Raw genomic sequence first — 21,855 nt, 5'->3', positions numbered from 1 at the left:
ACCCGCCGCATAAGGCGGGCATCTGTGAGCGACGAACCCGTTCACCATCTCACGTCCCCTCGCCTAGCAGCACGTCGCGGATCTTCCTCAGCGCCTCGTCGCGATCGGCCCCATAGGGGATCAGCCCCTTCAGCCGCCCGTCGGCGCCGATCAGCAGCAGCGAGACGGTATGGCTCATGTGATAGTTGCCGTCCTCGGCCGGCAGTTTCTCCGCATGGATGAACCAGCCGTCGGAAACCTTCTTCATCTCCTGCGGCGCGCCGGTAATGCCGGTGATGCGGCTGGAAAAGGCGGTGACGTAATCGTGCATCACCGCCTGCGTGTCGCGCTCCGGATCGATGGAGAAGAAATAGGCCCTCAGCGCCCGGCCCCGCTCGTCGAGCGTCGCCAGCCAGTCCGCCACCTCGTAAAGCGTCGTCGGGCAGGCTTCGGGGCAATGCGTATAGCCGAAATAGACGAGCGCCGGATGCCCCCTGAAGATCGACTGGTCGACCGCGTTGCCCCGGTCGTCGACCAGCGAAAACCGCGCGTCGAACGGCCCCGTGCGCGGCTCAGAAAGATAGAGCGACAGCACGAGCGCAACCAGCGCGCCGACAAAGGCCGCACTTGCGGCAAGGCCGGAAACGGCAAGGGTTCGCGCGCTCATTGGCCGTGCCCCTCATGCCCGCCCTGGCCGGCCCCATCCGCGGCAGCCGCCATCGTCACGGTGCCCTCGAAGCTCGCAAACAGCGCCAGCACTTCGGGAGCGAGCCCTGCTTCCGCCGCCGCCAGATCGGCCGAGAGTGCCGCGGCATCCTCGGCCGAAAGCCCCGCCTTCTCCAGCGCCGCCGCCTGCCTGATGGCGTCGCCGCTGCACAGAACGAGGCGCCAGCCGTGATGGCCCTGTTTCATAAGCGCCCGCCCGCCGCGCCCGTCCTGCTGCCAGCCGGCAATCGCAAAGCCGTTGCGCACGACCACCGGCAGCACGGTCAGCGGCTTGTCCGGCCGCTCGAACATCGTCTTCAGCACCGCCGGGATCGCTTCCTGCGGCGGCGGCCCGGCCATGTCCATGCCGGGCATGTCCGTCGCCCCCCGGTTCATGGAGCCGTGATCCATGCCCGCACCGCTACCGCCGACATCGTCGAGCGGCCCGGCAATCCGGCCGACGGCAAAATCGACCGTGATCTCGCCGGCCTTCTCGAAGCGCAGCACCGCCCGGATCGTCTCGCCCTGTTTGAAGGGCTTTGCCACGTCCTGGAACATCAGGTGGTAGTTGGGTTCGAGCGTCACCGTCTGGCCGGCCGGAATGGCAAGCCCGCCCTTCAGTTCGCGCATGGTCATGATGCCGTTCGCCATCGTCATCTGGTGCAGCTGCACGCTGCCGGCGCGCTCGGAACGTGCGCCAACCAGCCGGTCCGGCGCGCTGCCGCTATTGGTGATGACAAGATAGCCGTCGCCGACCCTGGCGCCCGGCACCATGGAATGCGAGGCCGCATGGTCGATGCGGATCGTATCCTGCGCGGCCGCCGCCGTTGCGATCAGCAGGCCGGCAAGAAGAAAAACCGTCGTCTTCATCATCCCCTCCTCCTCAGGCAAAGGCGCGTTTCAGCGGCGGCACGAAGCGGATCACCATCTGGTCGAAGGCGATCATCAGCAGGATCATCAGGCCGCTCATCGGAAAGGCGATGGCGAAGGCGAGCACGATGGTCCACAGGCCGAAATAGACCGAGCGCCGCGGCGGCATGGGCGGCACGCCGACCCGCCCCGCCGGCCGCCGCTTCCACCACATGACGATGCCGGTCACGCAGGAAAGGATGATGGCAAGGCAGGTCGCCAGCATCAGCAGCTGGTTCACGAGCCCGAATTCCTGCCCCTGATGCACGTTGATGCCCCATTCGATCGCCCGGCCGAGGAACGGATACTGGCCGAAGGAGAGATCGACGAGCGGCCTGCCGGAATACTGGTCGATATGAACGGTGCGCTCGTTGTTCAGGTCGTCGGGATAGATCGCCGCCGTATAGACGCCGGTCTCGCTGCCGGGAACGGCAAGATCGAAGCCCGGCGCCATGCCGAGCCCGCGCGCGATCTCCACCGCCCGGTCAAGCCCGATCGGCTTCTTGGCCTGCGCGGCGGCAATCTCCGACAGCGGCACCGGCGCCTTCTCGACGATCCAGCCGGCCTTGGGCAGGATATCCTCCGTCACCTTCTGCGATTTCGGCACGGCATCCCACAGCTGCACCGGATAGCCGAGGCCGTGGTTCGTCAGCCAGGCATTGGCATTGGCGCCCCAATAGCCCGACCAGGGCATGCCGGTCATCGCCAGGAAGAAGATCAGGATGCCGGCAAAGGCGCCCGTCACCGCATGCAGGTCCCGCCAGAAGACCCGCCGTGACGGCCTGCCGCGTACCGTGACAACCCCGCCCGCCTGCCGCCGCGGCCACCACAGATAGATGCCGGTCACGACCAGCACCATGGCGAAACCGCCGGTGATTTCGATCAGCTTGTTCGCCGTCTCGCCGAAGAGCGCCAGGCTGTGGATGCGCTTGACGACATAGTTGAACTCCTCCGTCGTGCCCACCTTGTCCAGCACCGTGCCGTCATAGGGATTGACGAAGACCAGGCTCGCGCCGGCATCGGTCGAGACGGTGACGATGGCCGAGCGGTCGCGCCCGGCCGGGTCCTTGTAGGAACTCGCGACCGAGCCGGGAACGGCGGCCGCGGCGATCTCGGCGATCGTCTGCGGCGAAAGCCGCTCGCCGCCCGGCGCGACGATATAGCGATAGGCAAAGACCGTATCGTTGATCTCGTCCTTGAACAGGTAGAGCGAGCCGGTAACGGCAAGGTTCAGCAGGAAGGGAATGACGAGCAGGCCGGCAAAGAAATGCCAGCGCCAGATGGCGCGATAGAGCGAAACGCCCGATATGGCGTCTTCTGCCTCGGCGGCAGCGATTGTAGACATGGAAATGGATCCGGATCCCCGGCCGGCGGCGTCAATGCGGCCCGGCCATGATTGCAGGACGCATCACGGCCCTGGCCGCAATGCGGGTTCAGGCAAGGATCGGATTTGCAGGCGGGGCGCGCGGCCCGGTATTCGGCGGGAAAAGCGCGCGACGGAAGGCTTCCGCGCGGCGCGGCAGCTCTACCGTCAGCACGAAGCCCATGGGCGCGCCGGTAATGTCGGCCGGCTGCGGCAGCAGCACGGAAGCGCCGATGCGGCAGGCTTCGCACGGATTGAGATGGGCGATCTTGCCGTGTTCCTTGCCGCTGTCGTCGGTCACGGTCACGCAGAGCGTCGGCAGCGTGCCGTCGGGCAGCACGTATTGGGCAAGGGCGGCGGGGCTGAGGTCGTTCGCGGCGGCGGGAAGCTGATGCGCAAAGCCGACGAAAACGAGCGCGATGGCGCACAGAGCGCGCACCAGCCATTGCTCGATCCTGTCCAGCCGACCTTGCATCTTTCCCCTATCCCCGCAGGCGTCGCCCCCCTGATAGCGGCATCCGCGGCAAAGCTCAATGCGGCATTCGCGCACCATCGACGCCTCTTGCGAATCGCATAAGTCTGTGCTTATGTGTTACCCATGATGGAACATGAGATTTTCCGCGCGCTCGCCGACCCGACCCGCCGCTCGATCTTCGAGAAGCTGGCGGCCGGCCGCATGAATGCCAGCGCGCTGCGCCAGGGCATGGAGATCAGCCAGCCGGCAATGTCCCAGCATCTTGCCGTGCTTCGGGAGGCAAGGCTGGTGCGCGAACAGAAGGAGGGCCGTTTCGTGAATTACGAAGTCGATCCGGATGGCCTCGCCCTCATCGCCCAATGGCTGGCGAAATACCGCGCCTACTGGCCGGCCCGCATCGATGCTCTCAGGCTCTTGCTGAAGGATATGGACCAATGAACGACGTGAAGGCCAAGGCGCGGGCTCGGGAAAGCGGCATCGTCCAGCACTATGAGCTGGATGCGCCGCCGGAAAAGGTCTGGCGGGCGATCAGCATTGCGGAATTCCGCGAGAAATGGCTGCCGAAGGAAGCCCTTGCCGATCCGCAATCCGTCTGCGAAACGCCGGGCCGGGAAATCCGCTACAGGTTGCGCGACGATGCCCCGCCCCATCTCGAAAGCACCGTCACCTTCACGATCGCCCCGAACGCTTCGGGCGGAACCAGCCTGCGGATCGTCCACGAGCTGACCGGCGCGACTTTCGAGCGGCTGGCAAAAACCGTCGCCAACGGCAACAGCCCGATGCTCATGCTCGCCGCCTGACGCGGCAGGCCCGCCCAAACCGACTTCCCAAAACATGTCGAGCAAGACCGTGCAGCGGTCTTGCGGTGCCGACATGCGTCCAACAAAGCATGTCGCGCAAAAGTGTAAAGCGGTTTTGCGGCAACGACATGCGCCCAACAAAGGAGTTCGCCGATGCGCGAAACGATGCAGCTCGTCCCCATGGTCGTAGAACAGTCCTCGAGAGGGGAACGGTCCTTCGACATCTATTCCCGCCTCCTGCGCGAGCGGATCATCTTTCTGAACGGCGAGATCAACGATGCGGTTTCCGCCCTCGTCTGCGCCCAGCTTCTGTTTCTCGAAGCCGAAAATCCGAAGAAGCCGATCAATCTCTACATCAATTCGCCGGGCGGCGTCGTCACCAGCGGTTTTGCCATGTACGACACGATGCGCTTCATCCGCGCGCCGGTGCACACACTCTGCATGGGAACGGCCCGCTCCATGGGCTCGTTCCTGCTGATGGCCGGCCAGCCGGGAGAAAGGGCGGCGCTGCCCAATGCCAGCATCCTCATCCACCAGCCCCTCGGCGGGTTCCAGGGGCAGGCATCCGACATTCTCATTCATGCCGAGGAGATCCGCAAGATCAAGCAGCGCATGACCGGCCTCTACGCGCAACATTGCGGGCGATCCTATGACGAGTTCGAGACCGCCATGGACCGCGACCGTTTCCTGACAGCCGAAGAGGCCCTCGAATGGGGCCTGATCGACCGCATCCTGCAGGAGCGCGAAGAGATGGCGGAGGCCGCGCCGCTATAGCCGCCGGCCGCAGACCTGCCGCCCGCCCGTCAGCTGCCGGATTTCAGCGCCGGATTTCAGCGCCGTGTCGCAAGGCTCCACGGCCTTGCGCACCCCCTCGCCGCCGCCCTAGATAGATGAGCAAGCCCCAGCAATCCCGCTCCGCTTCTGAATCCAGGCCAGCAATGAAACGCCACGATTTCGATGATCTCGCCGCCTTCGTCATCGTCGCCGAGGAGCGCAGCTTCACCCGCGCCGCCGCCCGGCTCGGCATTTCCTCCTCGGGTCTCAGCCACATGATGCGCCAACTGGAGGAGCGGCTCGGCATGCGGCTTCTTGCCCGCACCACCCGCAGCGTGGCGACCACAGAGGCCGGCGAGCGCCTGCTCCTCACCCTCCAGCCCGCCTTTGCCGAGATCAACCGCGGCCTGCAGGAGCTTGGCAATCTCAGGGAAAAGCCCTCCGGCACCGTGCGCATCACCGCCGGCAAACATGCCGCGACATCGCTTGTCATGCCCATCCTGCCGCAGTTTCACCGCACCTATCCGGATATCCGCGTGGAACTCATCGTCGGCGACCGGTTCGAGGATATCGTCGCCTCGCGCTTCGATGCCGGCATCCGTTTCGGCGAGCGTATCGACAAGGATATGGTCGGCCTGCGCATCGGCCCGGATATCCGCGCCGCCGTCGTCGGCTCGCCGGATTATTTCGCCCGCTATCCGGTGCCGCTCACCCCGGCCGATCTCGCCGGCCACGATTGCGTGACCTATTACATGGCCTCGATGGGCGGCCCCTATGCCTGGGAATTCGAGGAGAACGGCCGCGATATCGAGGTGAAAGTATCGGGCAGTTTCATGGTCAACGATTCCGACATGATGGTCGAGGCGGCGCTGTCGGGCTCGGGCCTCGTCTATGTCTTCGAGGAATTCGCCGCCGAACATATCAGGAGCGGCCGGCTGGTCCGCGTGCTGGAGGATTACTGCACGCCCTTCGCCGGCTATTCCCTCTACTATCCGAGCCGGCGACAGATGCCGCCGGCCCTTTCGGTCTTCATCGAGGCGCTGCGCGCCATCCCCAGGCGCTAGCGCATGTCGCACAAAAGCGTGCTGCGGTTTTGTGCGACATGCGAAAACAGGAACGTCAGGCAGCCTGCGCGGCCGGCATCGTCGCCATGTCGATAACGAACCGGTAGCGCACGTCGCCGCGCTCCAGCCGCTCGAATGCCTTGGCGATATCGCCCATGGCGATCGTCTCGCATTCCGGCAGGATGTTCTTGCGGCCGCAGAAATCCAGCATCTCCTGCGTCTGCCGGATGCCGCCGCTCGGCGTGCCGGCAATGCGCCGCCGCCCCATGATCAGCGGCAGGTTGGAGAATTTCGGCGTATCGACCAGAGAGCCGGCAATGACCAGCGTGCCGTCGGAATCGAGCGTATTGAGATAGGGGCCGAGATCGTGCTCGTAGGGCACGGTATCGATAATCAGGTCGAAGGCGAAGGCGGCCGCCTCCATCTGCGCCGCGTCGGTCGACAGCAGCACCTTGTCGGCGCCGAGTTCGCGCGCCGTGCCGATCTTGCCCGGCGAGCGCGTCAGCACCGTCACCTCGGCCCCGAGCGCGGCGGCGAATTTCACGGCCAGATGCCCGAGCCCGCCAAGCCCGATCACGCCCACCCGGCTGCCGGGGCCGACATTCCAGGTGCGCAGCGGCGAATAGGTGGTGATCCCGGCACAGAGCAGCGGCCCGACCCGCGCAAGATCCAGGCCGTCAGGCACGCTGAGCACGAATTCCTCGCGCACGACGATATGGTCGGAATAACCGCCATAGGTGGTCTCGCCGGTAATGCGGTCCTGCCCGTTATAGGTGACGGTCACGCCCTTGTAGCACATCTGCTCTTCGTTGCGCCGGCAGTTGGGGCATTCCATGCAGCTGTCGACGATCGTGCCGACGGCAACCTTGTCGCCCGCCCTGAAGCGCGACACGGCGCTGCCGACGGCCGACACCCGCCCGACGATCTCGTGACCCGGCACGACGGGATAGGCCGAAAAGCCCCAGTCGTTGCGGGCCATGTGCAGGTCCGTGTGGCAGACCCCGCAATAGAGAATATCGATCGCCACGTCTTCCGGACGCAACGCGCGGCGATCGAAGGAGAAAGGTTGCAACGGCGTGTTCGCATCCGTTGCGGCAAATCCTGATGTTCTCAATGGCTTGTCCCTTGCAAATCTGTTGGAAACAGAGGCGCCTCCAGACGCCTGACGGGATATAGCGCGGGCCGATTATCCGGATTAGCGGCGCAATACGGGAAAGGCTTGTGAGCGGGATTCAGCAATCGGCGGCGCCGCCCTGGCCGCCGCGCCCCGCAATATCGCGCCGATCATCGCCGGATATCCGCCGCCGGCCCCGCGCCTACCAGTTCCCCGGATCGGCCGTATGATCGACGGCGGCAAACTCGTCCGCCTTGTCCCGATCGAGCGTCACCGTCCGCGTCCGCTTCGTCTCGTCCGCCACCAGATAGCGAAGCGGCGCCGCCTCCCTGGCGAGTTCCTGATAGAGCAGAAGCGCGGCTTCCTCGGCCGTATCGGCCTCGATCTCCCGCGTGATGGTCACGGTGAACTTGCGCATGGCGTCTGGCCTTCCTGATCGTCGCGCGGGCATGGGAACGCACATTGCCAGACAATAGGCCGGGACCCGAAGAGTTCAAGCGGCCCCGCCGCGAAGGCCGAAGGCAGATGGCCCAGCCATGCGGCCTATCCCGGCCAGGCCTTCATCGCCCGCGCCACCGTCCGGTAAAGCTGCTCGCGGCTCGCCCCGCCCTGCGCGTCGAGCGCCATGCCCCAGCCGACGCTCATGACGAAGCCCGCAAGCTCGTCCACATCGGCATCATCAGGCAGATCCCCCTCGTTGCGCGCCGCCTGCAGCCGGTCGCGCAGCCTTGCCCGCCGGCCGCCGCGATATTTCATCATCTCCTCGCGCAGCGGCCCCGGATCGCTGCCGCCGGCAAGCGAACAATTGACCGCAAGGCAGCCCGGCGGATGGCCCTCGCCCGTATAGAGATCGGCCATGCGCGTCAGCATCAGCTCGGCCACGCCCCGCGCCGTCGGCTCCTTCAGCGCCTCCTCGACATGGCCCATGCGGGTGCGCAGATAGTCTTCGAAGACCTTCAGAAACAGCCCGTCCTTGCTGCCGAAGGCGAAGTAGAAGCTCGGCGGCGTGATGCCCATCGCCTGCGTGAGATCGGAGACGGAGGTGCGCTCGTAGCCGTTCTTCCAGAAGAAGTTCGTCGCCGTCTCCATCGCCCTGTCGATATCGAGAACCCGAGGTCGCGCCATGCCCTGCCCCATCGCACATTTTCTATAGCGACCGCTATATAACAGACTTGACAGGCTCCGCAAACCGTCAATTATAGCGATCGTTATATTTCAACGCCGCCGCCCTTGACGCGGTTTGCCCCCAGGAGTTCCCATGCAGTACAAGAAGTTCGGCCGCACCGGCCTGACGGTGTCCCGCCTCATCATCGGCACCGGCACGTTCGGCAAACAGACCGACGAGGCGGAATCCTTCCGCATGCTCGACCGGGTCGCGGATGCCGGCGTCAACATCATCGATACGGCCGATATCTATCCCGGCGGCGCCGATCTGACGGAGGTCGGCCGCGCGGAAGAATTCACCGGCCGCTGGCTGAAGGGCAAGCGCGGCAATTTCATCGTCGGCACCAAGGCCGGCTTCCCGATGGGGCCGCTGCAATGGGACCGCGGCACCTCCCGCAAGCACCTGATGGATGCGATCGACGCCTCGCTGAAGCGCCTCGATACCGATTATGTCGATCTCTACCAGGTCCACACGGACGACACCGAAACCCCGCTCGAGGAGACCGCCGAGGCGCTGGATGCGATCGTGCGTTCCGGCAAGGCGCGCTACATCGGCGTGTCGAATTTCCTGGCTTACCGGCTCGCCCGCGCCATCGGCCGGCAGGATACGCTGCGGCTTGCCCGCTATGCCTCGGCCCAGCCGCGCTACAACCTGCTCTTCCGCGAAATCGAGCGTGACCTGCTGCCGCTCGCGCAGGAGGAAAACCTCGCCGTCATCCCCTTCAATCCGCTGGCCGGCGGCCTGCTGACCGGCAAGTACCGCCAGTCGCAATCCCCCGACAAGGGCCGTTTCTCCGCCGAAGTCGGCTCCTTCGGCGCCATGTACAAGGCGCGCTACTGGCACGAGCGCGAATTCGACACGATCACCCGCCTCGGCGCCATCGCCGAAGAGATCGGCGAGCCCCTGCCCAAACTCGCCGTCGCCTGGATCCTCGCCAACCCCGCCATCACCTCGGTCATCCTCGGCGCCAGCCGCACGGAACAGCTGGCCGACACGCTGGCCGCTGCCGGTTACGGGCTCGATCCGGAGGTGAAGGCGAAGCTCGACGAGCTGACGATGGATTATCGCAGGGGTGACGCCGGGCGGTAAGAAACCCTTCCCCACAGGTGGGAGGGGTTTTCACGCCGCCTCAAACGGACCGCATCAGCCCGCCATCCACCTTCAGGCTCTGGCCGGTAATGTAGCCCGCCCCGTCCGACACCAGAAACGCGATCGTCGCGGCCACTTCCGCACTCGTGCCGTAGCGCTGCATCGGCACGCTGTCGCGCCGCTCCTCGGTTGCCGGCAGGCTGTCGATCCAGCCCGGCAGCACGTTGTTCATGCGGATGTTCTCGGCCGCATAGGTGTCGGCAAAGAGCTTCGTATAGGCGGCGAGCCCGGCGCGGAAGACGGCCGAGGTCGGGAACATTGCCGATGGCTCGAACGCCCAGGCCGTCGAGATATTGACGATCGCGCCCTTCTTCTGCGCCTGCATGATCGGCGTCACCAGCCGCACCGCGCGGATGACGTTCATCAGGTAGACGTCCATGCCCTTGTGCCATTGCTCGTCGGTAATCTCGTTGAGCGGCGCGCGCGGCCCGTGGCCGGCGCTGTTGACGAGAACGTCGATGCGCCCCCAGGCGCCGATGGCCGCATCGACCAGCCGCTTCAGGTCCTCGTTCGACTGGTTGGAGCCGGTCACGCCGACGCCGCCGAGTTCCCCGGCAAGCGCCTCGCCCTTGCCGGAGGAAGACAGGATCGCGACCTTGTAGCCATCGGCCGCAAGGCGTCTTGCGCTCTCGGCCCCCATGCCGCTGCCGCCCGCCGTGATCACAGCCACTTTTTCCACCGACATGCCGGTGCCCTCCTGTTTTCATGTTGTCGATCGACTCTGCGGCGAGACTAGAGCAATTCCAGCAAAAGTGGGAACCGGTTTTGCGTCCGGAATTGCGGGGAAAACAATAAGCTGGAGCATTGAAGGCGACTCCGTTTTCGCCGGAAATACTCTAGAGCCTTTCCCGGCCGGATTGAAGCGTCCCGACGAAGAAGGACAGGCCCGTGCGGCGGCCGCGCGAAGTTTTGCCCGAAAGCCGCCTTGCGCCGGCGGCGGGAAACACCACATTTCGAAAACCGGATTCGCTTTCTCCGCTCCCGCCCCTGACCGGCGATAATCACAGGCCTATTGATGTTTCATCTCATACTCGGGTTCCCCTGGCTGGTCGTGCTCGTCAGGTTCATCCTGCCCCTGCCCTGGATCTGGCCTGCCAAGGCGCTGCTTGCCGGCCTGCTTCTCCTCGCCTCCCAGCAGGTGCTGCTCAACCGCATCTCCTCGGGTTCCGTCTTCGCGCCCGAATATCCGCGCCCGCTCATCATCGTGCTGAATTTCCTCTTCGGCGCGACGCTGCTGCTCGCCGTCTTCCAGATCGCGCTCGATGCCGTCTTGGCTGTGCTGGCCCTCGTGCAGGGGCAGTTTCTGGCCGTGCCGGCCGAGATCCGCTATGCCATCGGGCTTGCGGCCCTCGGCCTTGCCGCCTTCGGCGTCGCCGGCGCCATCCGCATTCCGCCCGTCAAGAATGTCGAGATCGCGATCCGCGACCTTCCCGAAGCCTTCGACGGCTACCGCCTGCTGCAATTGACCGACCTGCATCTGAGCCGGCTCTTCCCGGCCTCCTGGGCCGAAACCCTCGTGCAGAAGGCCAACGGCCTGAAAACCGACCTGATCGTCGTCACCGGCGATTTCATCGACGGCCGGCTCGACAGGCGCCGCGCCGATGTCGCCCCGCTGGCAAAGCTCCAGGCTCCCGACGGCGTCTTCGCCATCCCCGGCAATCACGAATATTATTTCGGCTACGACGACTGGATGCGGCACGACGCCAGTCTCGGCATCCGCATGCTGATGAACGCGCACGCCGTCATCGAGCGCGAGGCCGGCCGCATCGTCATTGCCGGCGTGACCGATCTTTCGGCCTTCGGCAGGCCGATGCCCGATCCCGATCTTGCCGCGGCCCTGAAGGACGCCCCCGCCAGAGCCCCGGTCATCCTTCTCGACCACCAGCCGCGCATGGCGGCCGAAACCGCCAAGGCGGGCGTCGCCCTGCAGCTCTCGGGCCACACCCACGGCGGCATGGTGCTCGGCCTCGATCGTCTGGTGGCGCGCGCCAATGGCGGCTTCGTCTCCGGCCATTACCAGGTCGGCGCCATGCAGCTCTATGTCAACAACGGCACCGCGCTCTGGCCGGGCTTTGCGCTGAGGCTGGGCAGGCCCTCGGAACTGACGGTGTTTACCCTGCGCAGGCGCTCCTGACGGCGTATCAGGCCGGCGGGCTTCCGCTCCTCTGCGCCACCAGCCGGCGGATGCGCTCGGCCACGGCGGGATCGACGGGATTGTAGACGACCATGTTGAGGTCCGGCCTGCCGTCGATGGCAAAGCCGGAATATTCCAGCTCGATATCGCCGAGATCGGGATGCCGCAGCCGCTTGGTTCCCTCGCCATGGGCGATCACCTCGTTTTCCTCCCAGATCCGCTTGAACTCGGCGCTGGAGCGGCAAAGCTCGTCCACCAGTTCAGCCACTTCCGACGTGGCGCCGGCCCGCGCCGCATCCGCCCGGAAGGCGCCGACGACGAAACGCGCCATCGCCTCCCAGTCGTGCTGGATGTTGCGCACATCGGGATTGAAGAAGAGCAGCCGCAGGACGTTGCGGTCGTCAGGCGCGAGCTTGCCGTAATCGGTCATGACGACGGTCGCCGCCCGGTTCCAGGCCACGATGTCCCAGGCGGCCGTGCGCACCAGCGCCGGGCTTGCCTCCAGCGTGTCGAGAAGCCGCTGCAGGCGCGGACTGATGCCCTCGACGGCGCGGTAGCGCACCTCCGGCGGCCGGCCGAGGCCGAGGATGAAGAGATGTTCGCGCTCCGGCTCGGTCAGCATCAGCCCGTTCGCGATCCGGTTCAGCACATCGGCCGAGGGCGCCCCGCCGCGCCCCTGCTCCAGCCAGGTGTACCAGGTCGGGCTGATATTGGCGCGCTGCGCCACCTCTTCCCGCCGCAGCCCCGGCGTGCGCCGCCGCCCGGAAAAGCCGAACACGGCCGGATCGAGGCGCGAGCGGCGGTCGCGAAGGAAGGTGCCAAGGGCATTGCTGCTGTCGGTCGTCATGCCGTGCCTGTTAGCTATTATAATAGGATAACGTCACTACTTTAACAGCATAAAGCATAGCGCAATAACAGGGTCATCAGCAACAAGGAGAAACCCAATGCGCATATTCCTCACCGGCGCCACCGGCTTCATCGGCTCGGCCATCGTGCCCGAACTCCTGAAGGCCGGCCATCACGTCATCGGCATGACCCGCTCGGATGCCGGCGCCAGGGCGCTCGAAGCAGCCGGCGTCGAGGTTCACCGCGGCGTGCTGGAAGAGCCCGACAGCGTGCGGGCCGGCGTCGAAAAGGCCGATGCCGTCATCCACACCGCCTTCGACCATGATTTCTCCCGCTTCGTGGAAAATTGCCAGAAGGACAGCCGCGTCATCGCCGCCATGGGCGAGGCCCTGAAGGGCTCCAGCCGCCCGCTGCTCATCACTTCCGGCACGGGCATGGGCAATGCGCATTTCGGCGAACTGGCAAGCGAAGACGTCTTCAATCTCGAACATCCCAACCCGCGCATCGCCTCGGAACTTGCCGGCAACGCGCTGCTCGACGCCGGCATCAACGTCTCCGTCATGCGCCTGCCCCAGGTCCACAACACCTTCAAGCAGGGCCTCGTCTCGCCGCTGATCGAGATCGCAAGGGCAAAGGGCGTATGCGCCTATGTCGGCGAAGGCCGCAACCGCTTCCCCGCCGGCCACCTGCTGGATGTCGCCCTGCTCTACCGGCTTGCCATCGAGCGGGCCGAACCCGGCGCCCGCTACAATGCCGTCGCCGAAGAAGGCATTGCCACCCGCGAGATCGCCGAAGCCCTCGCCCGCGGCCTGAACCTGCCCGTCGTCTCGGTCGCGCCGGAAAAGGCCGCCGAACATTTCGGCTGGATGTCGATATTCGCCGGCCTCGACTTCCCCGCCTCCAGCCAAAAGACCCGCCGCATCCTCGGCTGGAACCCCGTCGGCCCCGGCCTGATCGCCGATCTCGACGCGATGGACTACAGCGCGCTTGCCGCCTGAGCCGCTGCCGGCCAAAGCTCCGGCAGCGTCGCCCTCTTCAGGCTTACATTTCCCGCTCCCACCAGCCACGGGTGTTCACGCCGGCAGCGTCAGCGAGGGCTTCCAGTTCCGCAATATCGCTGCCGGCAAGCGTCATGGTGCCGGCCCGGACCAGACCATCGATGTAGCCGGGCCTGGTGATGCCGATGATCGGCGTCGCGCCCTTGGCGACGGCCCAGGCCGTCGCGACATCGGGAGCTGCCGCGCCGTGCTTGCTGCCGATCGAGGCGAGCCTGTCCGTCAGCGCCTTCAGCCGGGGCAGCATGCCATTGTAGGCCTTCGCCCGGTTGCTGCCTTCCGGCAGCCCATTCTCCGGATTGTATCTGCCGCTCAGGGTGCCCTGTTCGAGCACCATATAGGCGAAGAAAGGGATGCCCTGTTTGCGGCAATAGTCCAGGATGCCCGCATCCTCTGAGCCGCGATAGACGAGACTGTAGTGGTTCTGCACGGCCTCGACCCGGAATCCGGCTTCTCCGAGAATCCGGTCGGCCAGCTCGATTTCGCGCAGGTTGTGATTCGAGACGCCGACATGCAAGACCTTCCCGCTCTTGAGCAACGGGATCAGGCAAGGAGTCCACCGCGCCACATCTGCCGGATTGTGAATCCAGTAGAGGTCGATGTAGTCGGTGCCGAGGCGTGCCAGGCTCTGCTCCAGCATGTCCGCCACCGGATCGTCGCCGGCTCCGGCAGCCTGCGGGGTGAACTTCGTCGAGAGCTGGTAGTCGCTGCGGGCGTAGCGCTTCAGCACCTCCCCGAGCACGGTTTCCGAGCGGCCCATGCCGTACACCATGGCGGTGTCCCACAGGGTGAAGCCGGCCGCATGCGCCTTGTCGGCAACCTCTTCCAGGTCGGCCCGTGTCATGGGACTGCCGAAATAGCCGTCGCCGGTCCTGCCGCTGTCGCCCCAGGCCCAGGTCCCCAGTGCGACCGGGGGGATCTTCAGACTATCCATTGTCATAATCGCTCCTTGCTTGTTCTGCCGCCGGGTGTGCTGTGACCCGGCGGTGCCGACATCATGATGCGCAGCCAGGCCGAGCCGTTAGCCTGATGCGCCGGAATTAATGCCCGATCCTCCAGATCCAGCCTTTCGCATTGCCGCCCGTCCACCCATGTGCGATGGTCGCCGCATGGAGACACTGACCGAAATTGCTGCCGTGATTGCCCGGCACGTCTCGAAGGATGGCTTCCACGCCACCCCCATCGAGCGGGTGACGCTTGCTCGATCCTCCACGGTGACGATGCCGATGCCGAATGTTTACCGGCCGCAAATGTGCCTCGTCGCGCAGGGGCAGAAGGAGGTCACGCTGGGCGATCGCACGTTCAGATATGCGCCGGGCCGCTACGGCATCGTGACCTACGACTTGCCGGCGACCGGCCAGGTTGTCGAGGCGACGCCTGACAAGCCCTATCTCTGCCTGTTCCTTGATTTCGATCCGCTCATGCTGGGGCAGTTGGCGTTGCGCGTGCCGCCGCCGGAAGCGCCCCGCCAGCCGCTCGGCAAGACGGTGTCCGACGCCGGCGCCCGTCTGCTCGACGCGGCGCTACGCCTGCTGCGCCTGCTCGACGATCCGGCAGCGCTGCCGGTGCTCGGGCCGCTTGCCGAGCAGGAGATTCTTTATCACCTGCTTGCCGGCCCGGACGGCGCCAGGATGCGCCACATCACCTCCAGCCAAGGTCGCATGGCCCAGGTCGGCCGCGCCATCGCCTGGATCGGGCAGAATTTCCGGGAACGGTTCAGCATTGAGCAGCTTGCCGCGCAAGCAGGGATGAGCCCGTCGAGCCTGCACGAGCATTTTCGCGCCGTAACGGCGATGACGCCGCTGCAATTCCAGAAGCAGCTCCGTCTGCAGGATGCGCGCAGCCTGATGCTGGCCCAGGATATCGACACCGCGACTGCGGCCTTCCTCGTGGGTTACGAAAGCCCTTCGCAGTTCAGCCGCGAATATCGCCGCCACTTTGGAGAACCGCCGGCCCGCGACATAGCCCGCCTGCGCGCTTCACCGGGCTTGGCCGTGGTGGCCTGAATTACCCCGCCGCCGCACCCATCCTCGCCCGCACCGCCAGATACGCCGCCGTCAGCCGCGCCAGAACCGGCGATTTCACCGTGCCATTGGCCCCGCCGATCGGATCGTCGAGATGGATGCGGCGCAGGTCCTCCATGAACTCGTCCCACAGCGCCTGCCCGCCCTCTTCCAGGAGTTCGGCGCGGATGCTCAGATCCTCGCTCACAGGCAGGTGCCGCCGGCCCCAGGCGCCGATCATCGCAAACATCGGCACGAGCTGGATGGAGGCTTCCGTCAGGCTGTAGATCGCCTTCTGGCTATGGGAGGGATCGTCGAGCCTGGTGATGAGCCCGTAACCCATCAGCCGTTTCAGCCGTGCGGCCAGAATATTGGAGGCGATCCCCTCCTCCGATTGCGTCAGAAGCTCGCGAAAGTGCCGGCGGTTGCCGAACATGATATCCCTGATGATGACGAGGCTCCACCGGTCGCCCAGCACCTCCATCGTCAGGTTGATCGGGCAGCCCGACCGTATTTCGATATCCATATCCGCCCCCGCAGGAAGAACCGCCAGAAAAACCAGTTGCATTATAGGATCGGCTGTGAGAGGCTTCAACCAATTTCAAAATGCAATCAGATGGAGGCTGACATGACCCGTGTACGCGTGGCTGCATTTTCCCTTTCCATTGATGGCTTCGGCGCCGGCCCCGACCAGAGCCTTGAAAATCCGCTCGGCAGGGGCGGCATGGCGGTGCATCAATGGTTCTTCCCCACCCGCACCTTCCGCGCCATGATCGGCAAGGACGACGGCACGACCGATACCGATGACAGATATGGGGCGGCCGGCATGGCGGGCTTCGGCGCCTTCATCCTCGGCCGCAACATGTTCGGCCCGATCAGGGGCGAATGGCCCGATGAGGAATGGAAGGGCTGGTGGGGGCCGAACCCGCCCTATCACGCGCCGACCTTCATCCTCACCCATTACGCCCGCGCGCCCATCGTCATGGAAGGCGGCACGACCTTCCATTTCGTCACCGGCGGCATCGAGGAAGCGCTGGAAAAGGCCAAGCGTGCCGCCGGCGACAAGGATGTGAAGATCGGCGGCGGCGTCAGCACCGTGCGCCAATATCTCAAGGCCGGCCTGATCGACGAGATGCATTTCGCCATCTCCCCGGTTGTCCTCGGCCGGGGCGAAGCCATGTTCGAAGGCATAGACCTGCCGGCGCTCGGTTTTTCCGTCAAATCCCGCGAGACGACGCAGCAGGCCATGCATGTCGTGCTCGCCAGATGAGGATCAGGAATGCCCTTCGTCCTTTACCTGCACCCGCTCTCCTCCTATTCCCAGAAGGCGAAGACCGCCTTTTACGAGAAGAACCTGCCCTTCGAGGTAAAGCTTCTCGACGGCAGCGAGCCGGTCGCCTCGGAATTTGCGGCAAAATGGCCGATCCGGCGGTTCCCGGTCCTCGAACATGGCGGCGACTTCATCTTCGAAGCCACCAGCATCATCGAATATATCGATATGCTGTATCCCGGCGAGCAGCCGCTCATCCCGCACGATGCGGCAACCGCCATCAGGGTGCGCATGTGGGACCGGTTCTTCGACAACTATACCCAATATCCGCAGCAGCGCATGGTCAACGCCGCGCTCGGCCGGGAAATGGAGCCGGATGACGGTTATGTCCGCTGGCGCCAGGCGCTGGAAACCGCCTATGCCATTCTCGACAGGCATATGAAGGGCCGCCGCTGGGCGGCGGGCGAGAGCTTCAGCCTTGCCGACTGCTCGGCAGCCCCCGCCCTGCTCTATGCCGACTGGGCGCATCCGATGGCGCAACATTTCGAACATGCCCGCGCCTATCGCGCCCGCCTGCTGCAGCGCCCGAGTTATGCCCGCGCCCTCGACGAGGCCCGCCCCTACCGCCATCTCTACCCGCTCGGCGCCCCCATCGGCCGGGATTGACCGGCCGGCGCAGGACGCCACCGGCCGGTCCGCCGAGACAATCAGACCAGCCCCTGGCCGAAGCCGAATTCGCCTTCCGCTTCCGCCGTGCGCACATCCTCGCCAAACAGCATGTCATTGTGCGGCCGGCCGCTGCGCACCATCGGATAGACGTTTTCGAGCGCCGCCACCCGGCAGTCGAAGAGGACGGGCCGGTCGATGGCGATCATCTCCCGGATCTTGTCATCCAGCTCGTCCGGCCGCTCGCAGCGCAGGCCCACCGCGCCATAGGCTTCCGCCAGCTTGACGAAATCAGGCAGCGAGGCGCTATAGGACCGGTCGCGCCGGTTGCCGTGCAGGATCTGCTGCCATTGCCGGATCATGCCGAGCTGGGCATTGTTGAGAATGAAGATCTTCACCGGCGCCTGATGCTGCATCGCCGCCGAAAGCTCCTTCAGCGTCATCTGCACCGAGCCGTCGCCGACAATGCCGAGGACGAGCCGCCCCGGATGGGCGATCTGCGCCCCGATCGCCGCCGGCAGCCCGTATCCCATCGTGCCGAGCCCGCCCGAGGTCAGCCACCGGTTCGGCCCCTCGATGCCGAAGAGCTGCGCCGCCCACATCTGGTGCTGGCCGACATCGGTGGCGACGATCGGGTCATGGCCCGTCGTCAGCGCATGCAGCCGCTCCAGCGCATATTGCGGCATGATTTCGTCACGGCGCATTTCGTAGGCAAAGGATTGCCGCGCCCGCCAGCCCTCGATCTGCGCCCACCACGCCTCCAGCCGCTCCCGCCGCGGCGGCTCTGCAAGCGCCCGCCAGGCCTCGATCATCCCGGCAAGCACGTCGGCCGCATCGCCCGCAATCCCGATATCGGCCGGCACGTTCTTGTTGATCGAGGACGGATCGATATCGACATGGATCTTGCGCGACCCCGGCGAGAACCTGTCGGTGCGCGAGGTCACGCGGTCGTCGAACCGCGCCCCGATCGCCACCATCAGGTCGCAATCGTGCATCGCCATATTGGCCTCGCAGGAGCCGTGCATGCCCGGCATCTTCAGCCAGTTCGGCCCGGATGCCGGATAGGCGCCGAGCCCCATCAGCGTGGAGGTGACGGGAAAGCCCGTCAGCTCCGCCAGTTCCCGCAGCAGGCGCGAGGCCTCCGGCCCGGAATTGATGATGCCGCCGCCGGTATAGAGGAGCGGCCGCCTGGCCTGCGCCATCAGGGCAACCGCGGCCGCGATCGCCTCGCGGTTGCGCTCCGCCCCCGCCCGATAGCGCGCCGGCAGGCAGATCGTCTCAGGCCCGACATAGAGCCCGCTCGCAAACAGCACGTCCTTCGGCATATCGACCAGAACCGGCCCCGGCCGGCCGGACGTCGCGATCCTGAAGGCGAGATGGATCGTCCTTGCCAGATCGTCGATATGGCTGACGAGGAAATTATGCTTGGTGCAGGCCCGCGTGATGCCGACCGTATCGCATTCCTGAAACGCATCCGTGCCGATCAGCGTGGTCGGCACCTGCCCCGTCAGGCAGACGAGCGGAATGGAATCCATCAGCGCATCCTGCAGCGCCGTCACCGCGTTGGTGACGCCAGGCCCCGACGTCACCAGCATGACGCCGACCTTGCCGGTCGAGCGCGCATAACCTTCGGCGGCGTGTCCCGCCCCCTGCTCGTGGCGCACCAGGAAATGCTTGATCTGATCCTGCTGGAAGATCTCGTCATAGATCGGCAGTACGGCGGCGCCGGGATAGCCGAAAATATGCTCGACGCCATTGTCGCCGAGCGCCCGCAGAACGATCTCGCCGCCGCTCATCAAAGCGGTGGAAGAAGAAGGATTGGAAGAATTTCGGGTAAAGTTGGCCTTATCGCCGGTCATGGCAATTGTTCCGTCGTTGATGGGGTGATCGGGTTGCGACGGGGCACAAAAAAAGGCCCCGTCAGGGACCTTGTGTTCGGCGCATGGGTGGCTGATGCCGGACGGTTACACCGTCCTGCCCATGCGCGATATCACCACGACGAGAACCATTGCGATTTTCATGGGGTCAAGAGCTAACCGCAAATTTGCGCCCCGTCAATCGCCTCCGTTCCCCCTCCTCACTCCGCCAGCTCCCGCATCACCTTGATGAGGTCGGACTTGCCCTCGAAGCCGATGCCCGGCAGTTCCGGCATGGTGATGTGCCCGTCGATGACCTCGACACCGTCGGGAAAGCCGCCATAGGGCTGGAAGAGATCCGGATAGCTTTCGTTGCCGCCAAGGCCGAGGCCGGCGGCGATGTTGAGCGACATCTGGTGGCCGCCATGCGGAATGCAGCGGGCGGGCGACCAGCCGAACTGGCGCAGCACATCGAGCGTGCGCAGATATTCGACAAGCCCGTAGGAGAGCGCGCAGTCGAATTGCAGGTAGTCGCGGTCGGCGCGCATGCCGCCATAGCGCAGCAGGTTGCGCGCATCCTGATGCGAGAACAGGTTCTCGCCGGTTGCCATCGGCGCGTCGTAGAATTCCGAGATCGCCGACTGCAGCGCGTAATCCAGCGGATCGCCGATTTCCTCGTACCAGAAGAGCGGGTAGTCGCGCAGCATCTTGGCATAGGCAATGCCCGTCTCCAGATCGAAGCGGCCGTTCGCATCGACGGCAAGCTGCGCCGCCGAGCCGATCTCCGCCAGCACGGATTCGATGCGGCCGCGATCCTCCTCGATCGAGGCCCCGCCGATCTTCATCTTGACGACCGTATAACCGCGGTCGAGATAGCTGCGCATCTCCTTGCGCAGCGCGCTATTGTCCTTGCCGGGATAGTAATAGCCGCCGGCCGCATAGACGAAGACCTTCGGGTCCGCCTCCCTGCCCTTCATCTCGGCCAGCAGCCGGAAGAGCGGCTTGCCCTCGATCTTGGCAACCGCGTCCCACACCGCCATGTCGATCGTGCCGACGGCGACCGAGCGTTCGCCGTGCCCGCCGGGCTTTTCGTTTTTCATCATCGCCGCCCAGATCCTGTGCGGGTCGAGATTGGTGCCGGCATCGTTGACAAGGCTTTCCGGCGCCGCTTCCAGAATGCGGTCCCTGAAACGCTCGCGGATCAGCCCGCCCTGCCCGTAACGGCCGTTGGAATTGAAACCGTAGCCGACCACGCGCCGCCCGTCCCTGACGACATCGGTGACGACGGCCACCAGGCTCGCCGTCATCTTGCTGAAGTCGATATAGGCGTTGCGGATCGGCGAAGCGATCGGCTTCGTCACTTCGCGGATATCGATGATGCGCATTGCTGTCTCCCGCTGCATTCACATGGCAGGATTCTAGGCGAAACCCGCCCTTGCCGTCCAATGCCGATCCGGGTTTCTTCAGTGCCGGATCGGCACAGCCGATTTCCGGCTCATGGCCGCCAACAGCCTTGAAATCCGGGCCGTAATGCCGTTCAATCAATGCTCTTCAAGCATGACGGAAACGGGACAGACCATCGTGGATACCGCCTGGCTTGCCGATATCAAGGCTCTCGCCGAAACGCTGAATTTTTCCCGGGCCGCGCAAAAGCGCCACATCACCCAGCCGGCCTTCGGGCGCCGCATCAGGTCGCTGGAAGACTGGTGCGGCTTGGAACTCGTCGACCGCTCGACGCACAGGCTGAAGCTGACGCCGGCGGGCGAGGCCATGCTGGAGGCGGCCAACGATATCACCGCGCGGCTGGAGCGCGTCGGCCGCGATCTCGCGCAGATGCGAACGGCAGGCTCGACCGTCACCTTCGCCGCCACCCACGCGCTCTCCTTCATCTTCTTCCCCGGCTGGATTCAGGCGCTCGGCCATGAGGCATCGACGATGCCGATCCGCCTGCTCTCGGACAATATGAACGAGTGCGAGCGCATCATGACGGAAGGCCGCGCCCAGTTCCTGCTCTGCCACGACCACCGCGACAGCAGCATCCGTCTCGACAGGAACGGATTCGAGCAGGTGGCGCTTGCGAGCGACCGCCTGATCCCCGTCAGCGGCAGGGACAGGCACGGCCAGCCCCTCCACACGCTCTCGCAGGCCGCCGGCCGCCCCGTCCCGCATCTCGCCTTCGAGGAAACGTCCGGCATGGGCCGCATCCTGTCGTCGGCCCTCTCCGCCCGCAGGGGCGAACTGCACCTTGCGACCGCCTTCACCTCGCATCTGGCAATGGCGCTGAAAGCGCTCGCCGTGGAGGGAAAGGGCATCGCCTGGATACCGGAAAGCCTGGCGGCCGACGAGATGGGGCCGGCCGGAAGGCTGGCCGCAGCGGGATCGGCCGATTGGGCCGTCGAGGTCGGGATCGTGCTCGTCCGCCCGCGGGCGCGCATGAGCGCCATTGCCGAAAGCTTCTGGAGCCTGGTTCGAACCCGTCATTGCGCCGGCGGCAAAGCGCCCTATCCTCCCGCTGCGTGAATCGGAGC

At 65.4% G+C, this 21,855-nt stretch carries 24 protein-coding genes; 11 read left to right on the top strand and 13 right to left on the bottom strand.

Annotated features, from left to right (window positions below):
* Positions 1–49: 49 nt before the first annotated feature.
* The 4 genes from ACU8HS_RS18125 to ACU8HS_RS18110 all read right to left on the bottom strand — a co-directional run bounded on the left by ACU8HS_RS18125 (position 50) and on the right by ACU8HS_RS18110 (position 3,431).
* Positions 50–646: an SCO family protein gene (locus ACU8HS_RS18125; protein WP_447014840.1), complete on the bottom strand. Its 597-nt coding sequence runs from the start codon at positions 644–646 to the stop codon at positions 50–52.
* A complete protein-coding gene (locus tag ACU8HS_RS18120; protein ID WP_447014839.1) occupies positions 643–1,557 on the bottom strand; it encodes a copper uptake system-associated protein in 915 nt (304 codons plus the stop codon). Before ACU8HS_RS18120 ends, ACU8HS_RS18125 begins: the two co-directional genes overlap by 4 nt.
* Before the next feature lie 10 nt (positions 1,558–1,567).
* A complete protein-coding gene (locus tag ACU8HS_RS18115) occupies positions 1,568–2,938 on the bottom strand; it encodes a PepSY-associated TM helix domain-containing protein (protein ID WP_447014838.1) in 1,371 nt (456 codons plus the stop codon).
* Between the two features lie 88 nt (positions 2,939–3,026).
* Positions 3,027–3,431, bottom strand: coding sequence for a hypothetical protein (locus tag ACU8HS_RS18110; RefSeq protein ID WP_113501050.1), 405 nt, complete (start codon positions 3,429–3,431; stop codon positions 3,027–3,029).
* Between the two features lie 123 nt (positions 3,432–3,554).
* On the opposite strand from ACU8HS_RS18110, the gene ACU8HS_RS18105 reads away from it, so the two are divergent.
* The 4 genes from ACU8HS_RS18105 to ACU8HS_RS18090 all read left to right on the top strand — a co-directional run bounded on the left by ACU8HS_RS18105 (position 3,555) and on the right by ACU8HS_RS18090 (position 6,069).
* On the top strand, positions 3,555–3,869 hold the full coding sequence (locus ACU8HS_RS18105; RefSeq protein WP_112571465.1) for an ArsR/SmtB family transcription factor: 315 nt from the start codon (positions 3,555–3,557) through the stop codon (positions 3,867–3,869).
* Positions 3,866–4,231 (top strand): SRPBCC family protein, encoded by a 366-nt coding sequence (locus ACU8HS_RS18100; protein WP_113414774.1) that lies wholly within the window; start codon positions 3,866–3,868, stop codon positions 4,229–4,231. Before ACU8HS_RS18105 ends, ACU8HS_RS18100 begins: the two co-directional genes overlap by 4 nt.
* 153 nt (positions 4,232–4,384) lie before the next feature.
* The gene (locus ACU8HS_RS18095) at positions 4,385–5,005 is read left to right on the top strand and encodes an ATP-dependent Clp protease proteolytic subunit (RefSeq protein WP_112571461.1); all 621 of its coding nucleotides are present in this window, start codon (positions 4,385–4,387) and stop codon (positions 5,003–5,005) included.
* A 164-nt stretch (positions 5,006–5,169) separates the two neighbouring features.
* Complete coding sequence (locus tag ACU8HS_RS18090) at positions 5,170–6,069, top strand: LysR family transcriptional regulator (RefSeq protein WP_112757855.1); 900 nt, start codon at positions 5,170–5,172, stop codon at positions 6,067–6,069.
* Between the two features lie 55 nt (positions 6,070–6,124).
* Here ACU8HS_RS18090 and ACU8HS_RS18085 read toward each other — a convergent pair whose 3' ends face one another.
* The 3 genes from ACU8HS_RS18085 to ACU8HS_RS18075 form a co-directional block, all read right to left on the bottom strand.
* Positions 6,125–7,183, bottom strand: coding sequence for an NAD(P)-dependent alcohol dehydrogenase (locus ACU8HS_RS18085; protein ID WP_112571457.1), 1,059 nt, complete (start codon positions 7,181–7,183; stop codon positions 6,125–6,127).
* Between the two features lie 202 nt (positions 7,184–7,385).
* On the bottom strand, positions 7,386–7,601 hold the full coding sequence (locus ACU8HS_RS18080; protein ID WP_112571455.1) for a hypothetical protein: 216 nt from the start codon (positions 7,599–7,601) through the stop codon (positions 7,386–7,388).
* A gap of 125 nt (positions 7,602–7,726) precedes the next feature.
* The gene (locus ACU8HS_RS18075; RefSeq protein ID WP_162703054.1) at positions 7,727–8,308 is read right to left on the bottom strand and encodes a TetR/AcrR family transcriptional regulator; all 582 of its coding nucleotides are present in this window, start codon (positions 8,306–8,308) and stop codon (positions 7,727–7,729) included.
* Between the two features lie 133 nt (positions 8,309–8,441).
* On the opposite strand from ACU8HS_RS18075, the gene ACU8HS_RS18070 reads away from it, so the two are divergent.
* Complete coding sequence (locus tag ACU8HS_RS18070; protein ID WP_447014837.1) at positions 8,442–9,437, top strand: aldo/keto reductase; 996 nt, start codon at positions 8,442–8,444, stop codon at positions 9,435–9,437.
* Positions 9,438–9,477: 40 nt separating this feature from the next.
* Here the strand turns inward: ACU8HS_RS18070 and ACU8HS_RS18065 are convergent, their stop codons facing one another.
* On the bottom strand, positions 9,478–10,182 hold the full coding sequence (locus tag ACU8HS_RS18065; protein ID WP_112759503.1) for an SDR family oxidoreductase: 705 nt from the start codon (positions 10,180–10,182) through the stop codon (positions 9,478–9,480).
* Between the two features lie 330 nt (positions 10,183–10,512).
* Between ACU8HS_RS18065 and ACU8HS_RS18060 the strand changes: the two genes are divergently transcribed.
* A complete protein-coding gene (locus ACU8HS_RS18060; protein WP_113501044.1) occupies positions 10,513–11,631 on the top strand; it encodes a metallophosphoesterase in 1,119 nt (372 codons plus the stop codon).
* A gap of 7 nt (positions 11,632–11,638) precedes the next feature.
* On the opposite strand, the gene ACU8HS_RS18055 is transcribed toward ACU8HS_RS18060, so the two are convergent.
* The gene (locus tag ACU8HS_RS18055; RefSeq protein ID WP_447014836.1) at positions 11,639–12,478 is read right to left on the bottom strand and encodes a helix-turn-helix transcriptional regulator; all 840 of its coding nucleotides are present in this window, start codon (positions 12,476–12,478) and stop codon (positions 11,639–11,641) included.
* Positions 12,479–12,575: 97 nt separating this feature from the next.
* Between ACU8HS_RS18055 and ACU8HS_RS18050 the strand changes: the two genes are divergently transcribed.
* Positions 12,576–13,475 (top strand): SDR family oxidoreductase, encoded by a 900-nt coding sequence (locus ACU8HS_RS18050; protein WP_447014835.1) that lies wholly within the window; start codon positions 12,576–12,578, stop codon positions 13,473–13,475.
* A 43-nt stretch (positions 13,476–13,518) separates the two neighbouring features.
* On the opposite strand, the gene ACU8HS_RS18045 is transcribed toward ACU8HS_RS18050, so the two are convergent.
* Positions 13,519–14,472 (bottom strand): aldo/keto reductase, encoded by a 954-nt coding sequence (locus tag ACU8HS_RS18045; protein WP_447014834.1) that lies wholly within the window; start codon positions 14,470–14,472, stop codon positions 13,519–13,521.
* 169 nt (positions 14,473–14,641) lie between these two features.
* Between ACU8HS_RS18045 and ACU8HS_RS18040 the strand changes: the two genes are divergently transcribed.
* Entirely contained in the window at positions 14,642–15,538 is an 897-nt protein-coding gene (locus ACU8HS_RS18040; protein ID WP_447014833.1) for an AraC family transcriptional regulator N-terminal domain-containing protein, read from the top strand.
* Position 15,539: 1 nt separating this feature from the next.
* On the opposite strand, the gene ACU8HS_RS18035 is transcribed toward ACU8HS_RS18040, so the two are convergent.
* Complete coding sequence (locus tag ACU8HS_RS18035) at positions 15,540–16,061, bottom strand: winged helix-turn-helix transcriptional regulator (protein ID WP_112759515.1); 522 nt, start codon at positions 16,059–16,061, stop codon at positions 15,540–15,542.
* Positions 16,062–16,163: 102 nt separating this feature from the next.
* Here ACU8HS_RS18035 and ACU8HS_RS18030 point away from each other — a divergent pair, with 102 nt between their 5' ends.
* Together ACU8HS_RS18030 and ACU8HS_RS18025 are read left to right on the top strand one after the other, a co-directional pair.
* Positions 16,164–16,805 carry a dihydrofolate reductase family protein gene (locus ACU8HS_RS18030; RefSeq protein ID WP_447014832.1) on the top strand — a complete coding sequence of 214 codons (642 nt, stop codon included), beginning with the start codon at positions 16,164–16,166 and terminating at the stop codon, positions 16,803–16,805.
* A gap of 9 nt (positions 16,806–16,814) precedes the next feature.
* Positions 16,815–17,471: a glutathione S-transferase family protein gene (locus tag ACU8HS_RS18025; RefSeq protein ID WP_447014831.1), complete on the top strand. Its 657-nt coding sequence runs from the start codon at positions 16,815–16,817 to the stop codon at positions 17,469–17,471.
* Positions 17,472–17,512: 41 nt separating this feature from the next.
* On the opposite strand, the gene ACU8HS_RS18020 is transcribed toward ACU8HS_RS18025, so the two are convergent.
* Together ACU8HS_RS18020 and ACU8HS_RS18015 are read right to left on the bottom strand one after the other, a co-directional pair.
* Positions 17,513–19,330 carry an acetolactate synthase 3 large subunit gene (locus tag ACU8HS_RS18020; RefSeq protein WP_447014830.1) on the bottom strand — a complete coding sequence of 606 codons (1,818 nt, stop codon included), beginning with the start codon at positions 19,328–19,330 and terminating at the stop codon, positions 17,513–17,515.
* A gap of 218 nt (positions 19,331–19,548) precedes the next feature.
* Positions 19,549–20,712: a mandelate racemase/muconate lactonizing enzyme family protein gene (locus ACU8HS_RS18015; RefSeq protein WP_447014829.1), complete on the bottom strand. Its 1,164-nt coding sequence runs from the start codon at positions 20,710–20,712 to the stop codon at positions 19,549–19,551.
* A 196-nt stretch (positions 20,713–20,908) separates the two neighbouring features.
* Here ACU8HS_RS18015 and ACU8HS_RS18010 point away from each other — a divergent pair, with 196 nt between their 5' ends.
* On the top strand, positions 20,909–21,847 hold the full coding sequence (locus ACU8HS_RS18010; RefSeq protein ID WP_447014828.1) for a LysR substrate-binding domain-containing protein: 939 nt from the start codon (positions 20,909–20,911) through the stop codon (positions 21,845–21,847).
* The last annotated feature ends 8 nt before the right edge of the window (positions 21,848–21,855 follow it).

It is taken from the genome of Rhizobium sp. KDH_Rht_773_N, from assembly GCF_052946295.1.
The sequence above is the reverse complement of the archived record's forward strand: the minus strand, read 5'-3'. Positions and strand labels throughout refer to the sequence as shown.

What these genes read in the sequence shown, in the direction of transcription:
- ACU8HS_RS18120 (WP_447014839.1), bottom strand. Translation starts at nt 1,557, where the DNA reads ATGATGAAGACGACGGTTTTTCTTCTTGCCGGCCTGCTGATCGCAACG.
- ACU8HS_RS18030 (WP_447014832.1), top strand. Translation starts at nt 16,164, where the DNA reads ATGACCCGTGTACGCGTGGCTGCATTTTCCCTTTCCATTGATGGCTTC.
- ACU8HS_RS18100 (WP_113414774.1), top strand. Translation starts at nt 3,866, where the DNA reads ATGAACGACGTGAAGGCCAAGGCGCGGGCTCGGGAAAGCGGCATCGTC.
- ACU8HS_RS18075 (WP_162703054.1), bottom strand. Translation starts at nt 8,308, where the DNA reads ATGGCGCGACCTCGGGTTCTCGATATCGACAGGGCGATGGAGACGGCG.
- ACU8HS_RS18065 (WP_112759503.1), bottom strand. Translation starts at nt 10,182, where the DNA reads ATGTCGGTGGAAAAAGTGGCTGTGATCACGGCGGGCGGCAGCGGCATG.
- ACU8HS_RS18035 (WP_112759515.1), bottom strand. Translation starts at nt 16,061, where the DNA reads ATGGATATCGAAATACGGTCGGGCTGCCCGATCAACCTGACGATGGAG.
- ACU8HS_RS18090 (WP_112757855.1), top strand. Translation starts at nt 5,170, where the DNA reads ATGAAACGCCACGATTTCGATGATCTCGCCGCCTTCGTCATCGTCGCC.
- ACU8HS_RS18055 (WP_447014836.1), bottom strand. Translation starts at nt 12,478, where the DNA reads ATGACGACCGACAGCAGCAATGCCCTTGGCACCTTCCTTCGCGACCGC.
- ACU8HS_RS18105 (WP_112571465.1), top strand. Translation starts at nt 3,555, where the DNA reads ATGATGGAACATGAGATTTTCCGCGCGCTCGCCGACCCGACCCGCCGC.
- ACU8HS_RS18080 (WP_112571455.1), bottom strand. Translation starts at nt 7,601, where the DNA reads ATGCGCAAGTTCACCGTGACCATCACGCGGGAGATCGAGGCCGATACG.
- ACU8HS_RS18115 (WP_447014838.1), bottom strand. Translation starts at nt 2,938, where the DNA reads ATGTCTACAATCGCTGCCGCCGAGGCAGAAGACGCCATATCGGGCGTT.
- ACU8HS_RS18095 (WP_112571461.1), top strand. Translation starts at nt 4,385, where the DNA reads ATGCGCGAAACGATGCAGCTCGTCCCCATGGTCGTAGAACAGTCCTCG.
- ACU8HS_RS18125 (WP_447014840.1), bottom strand. Translation starts at nt 646, where the DNA reads ATGAGCGCGCGAACCCTTGCCGTTTCCGGCCTTGCCGCAAGTGCGGCC.
- ACU8HS_RS18025 (WP_447014831.1), top strand. Translation starts at nt 16,815, where the DNA reads ATGCCCTTCGTCCTTTACCTGCACCCGCTCTCCTCCTATTCCCAGAAG.
- ACU8HS_RS18060 (WP_113501044.1), top strand. Translation starts at nt 10,513, where the DNA reads ATGTTTCATCTCATACTCGGGTTCCCCTGGCTGGTCGTGCTCGTCAGG.
- ACU8HS_RS18045 (WP_447014834.1), bottom strand. Translation starts at nt 14,472, where the DNA reads ATGACAATGGATAGTCTGAAGATCCCCCCGGTCGCACTGGGGACCTGG.
- ACU8HS_RS18015 (WP_447014829.1), bottom strand. Translation starts at nt 20,712, where the DNA reads ATGCGCATCATCGATATCCGCGAAGTGACGAAGCCGATCGCTTCGCCG.
- ACU8HS_RS18020 (WP_447014830.1), bottom strand. Translation starts at nt 19,330, where the DNA reads ATGACCGGCGATAAGGCCAACTTTACCCGAAATTCTTCCAATCCTTCT.
- ACU8HS_RS18070 (WP_447014837.1), top strand. Translation starts at nt 8,442, where the DNA reads ATGCAGTACAAGAAGTTCGGCCGCACCGGCCTGACGGTGTCCCGCCTC.
- ACU8HS_RS18040 (WP_447014833.1), top strand. Translation starts at nt 14,642, where the DNA reads ATGGAGACACTGACCGAAATTGCTGCCGTGATTGCCCGGCACGTCTCG.
- ACU8HS_RS18110 (WP_113501050.1), bottom strand. Translation starts at nt 3,431, where the DNA reads ATGCAAGGTCGGCTGGACAGGATCGAGCAATGGCTGGTGCGCGCTCTG.
- ACU8HS_RS18050 (WP_447014835.1), top strand. Translation starts at nt 12,576, where the DNA reads ATGCGCATATTCCTCACCGGCGCCACCGGCTTCATCGGCTCGGCCATC.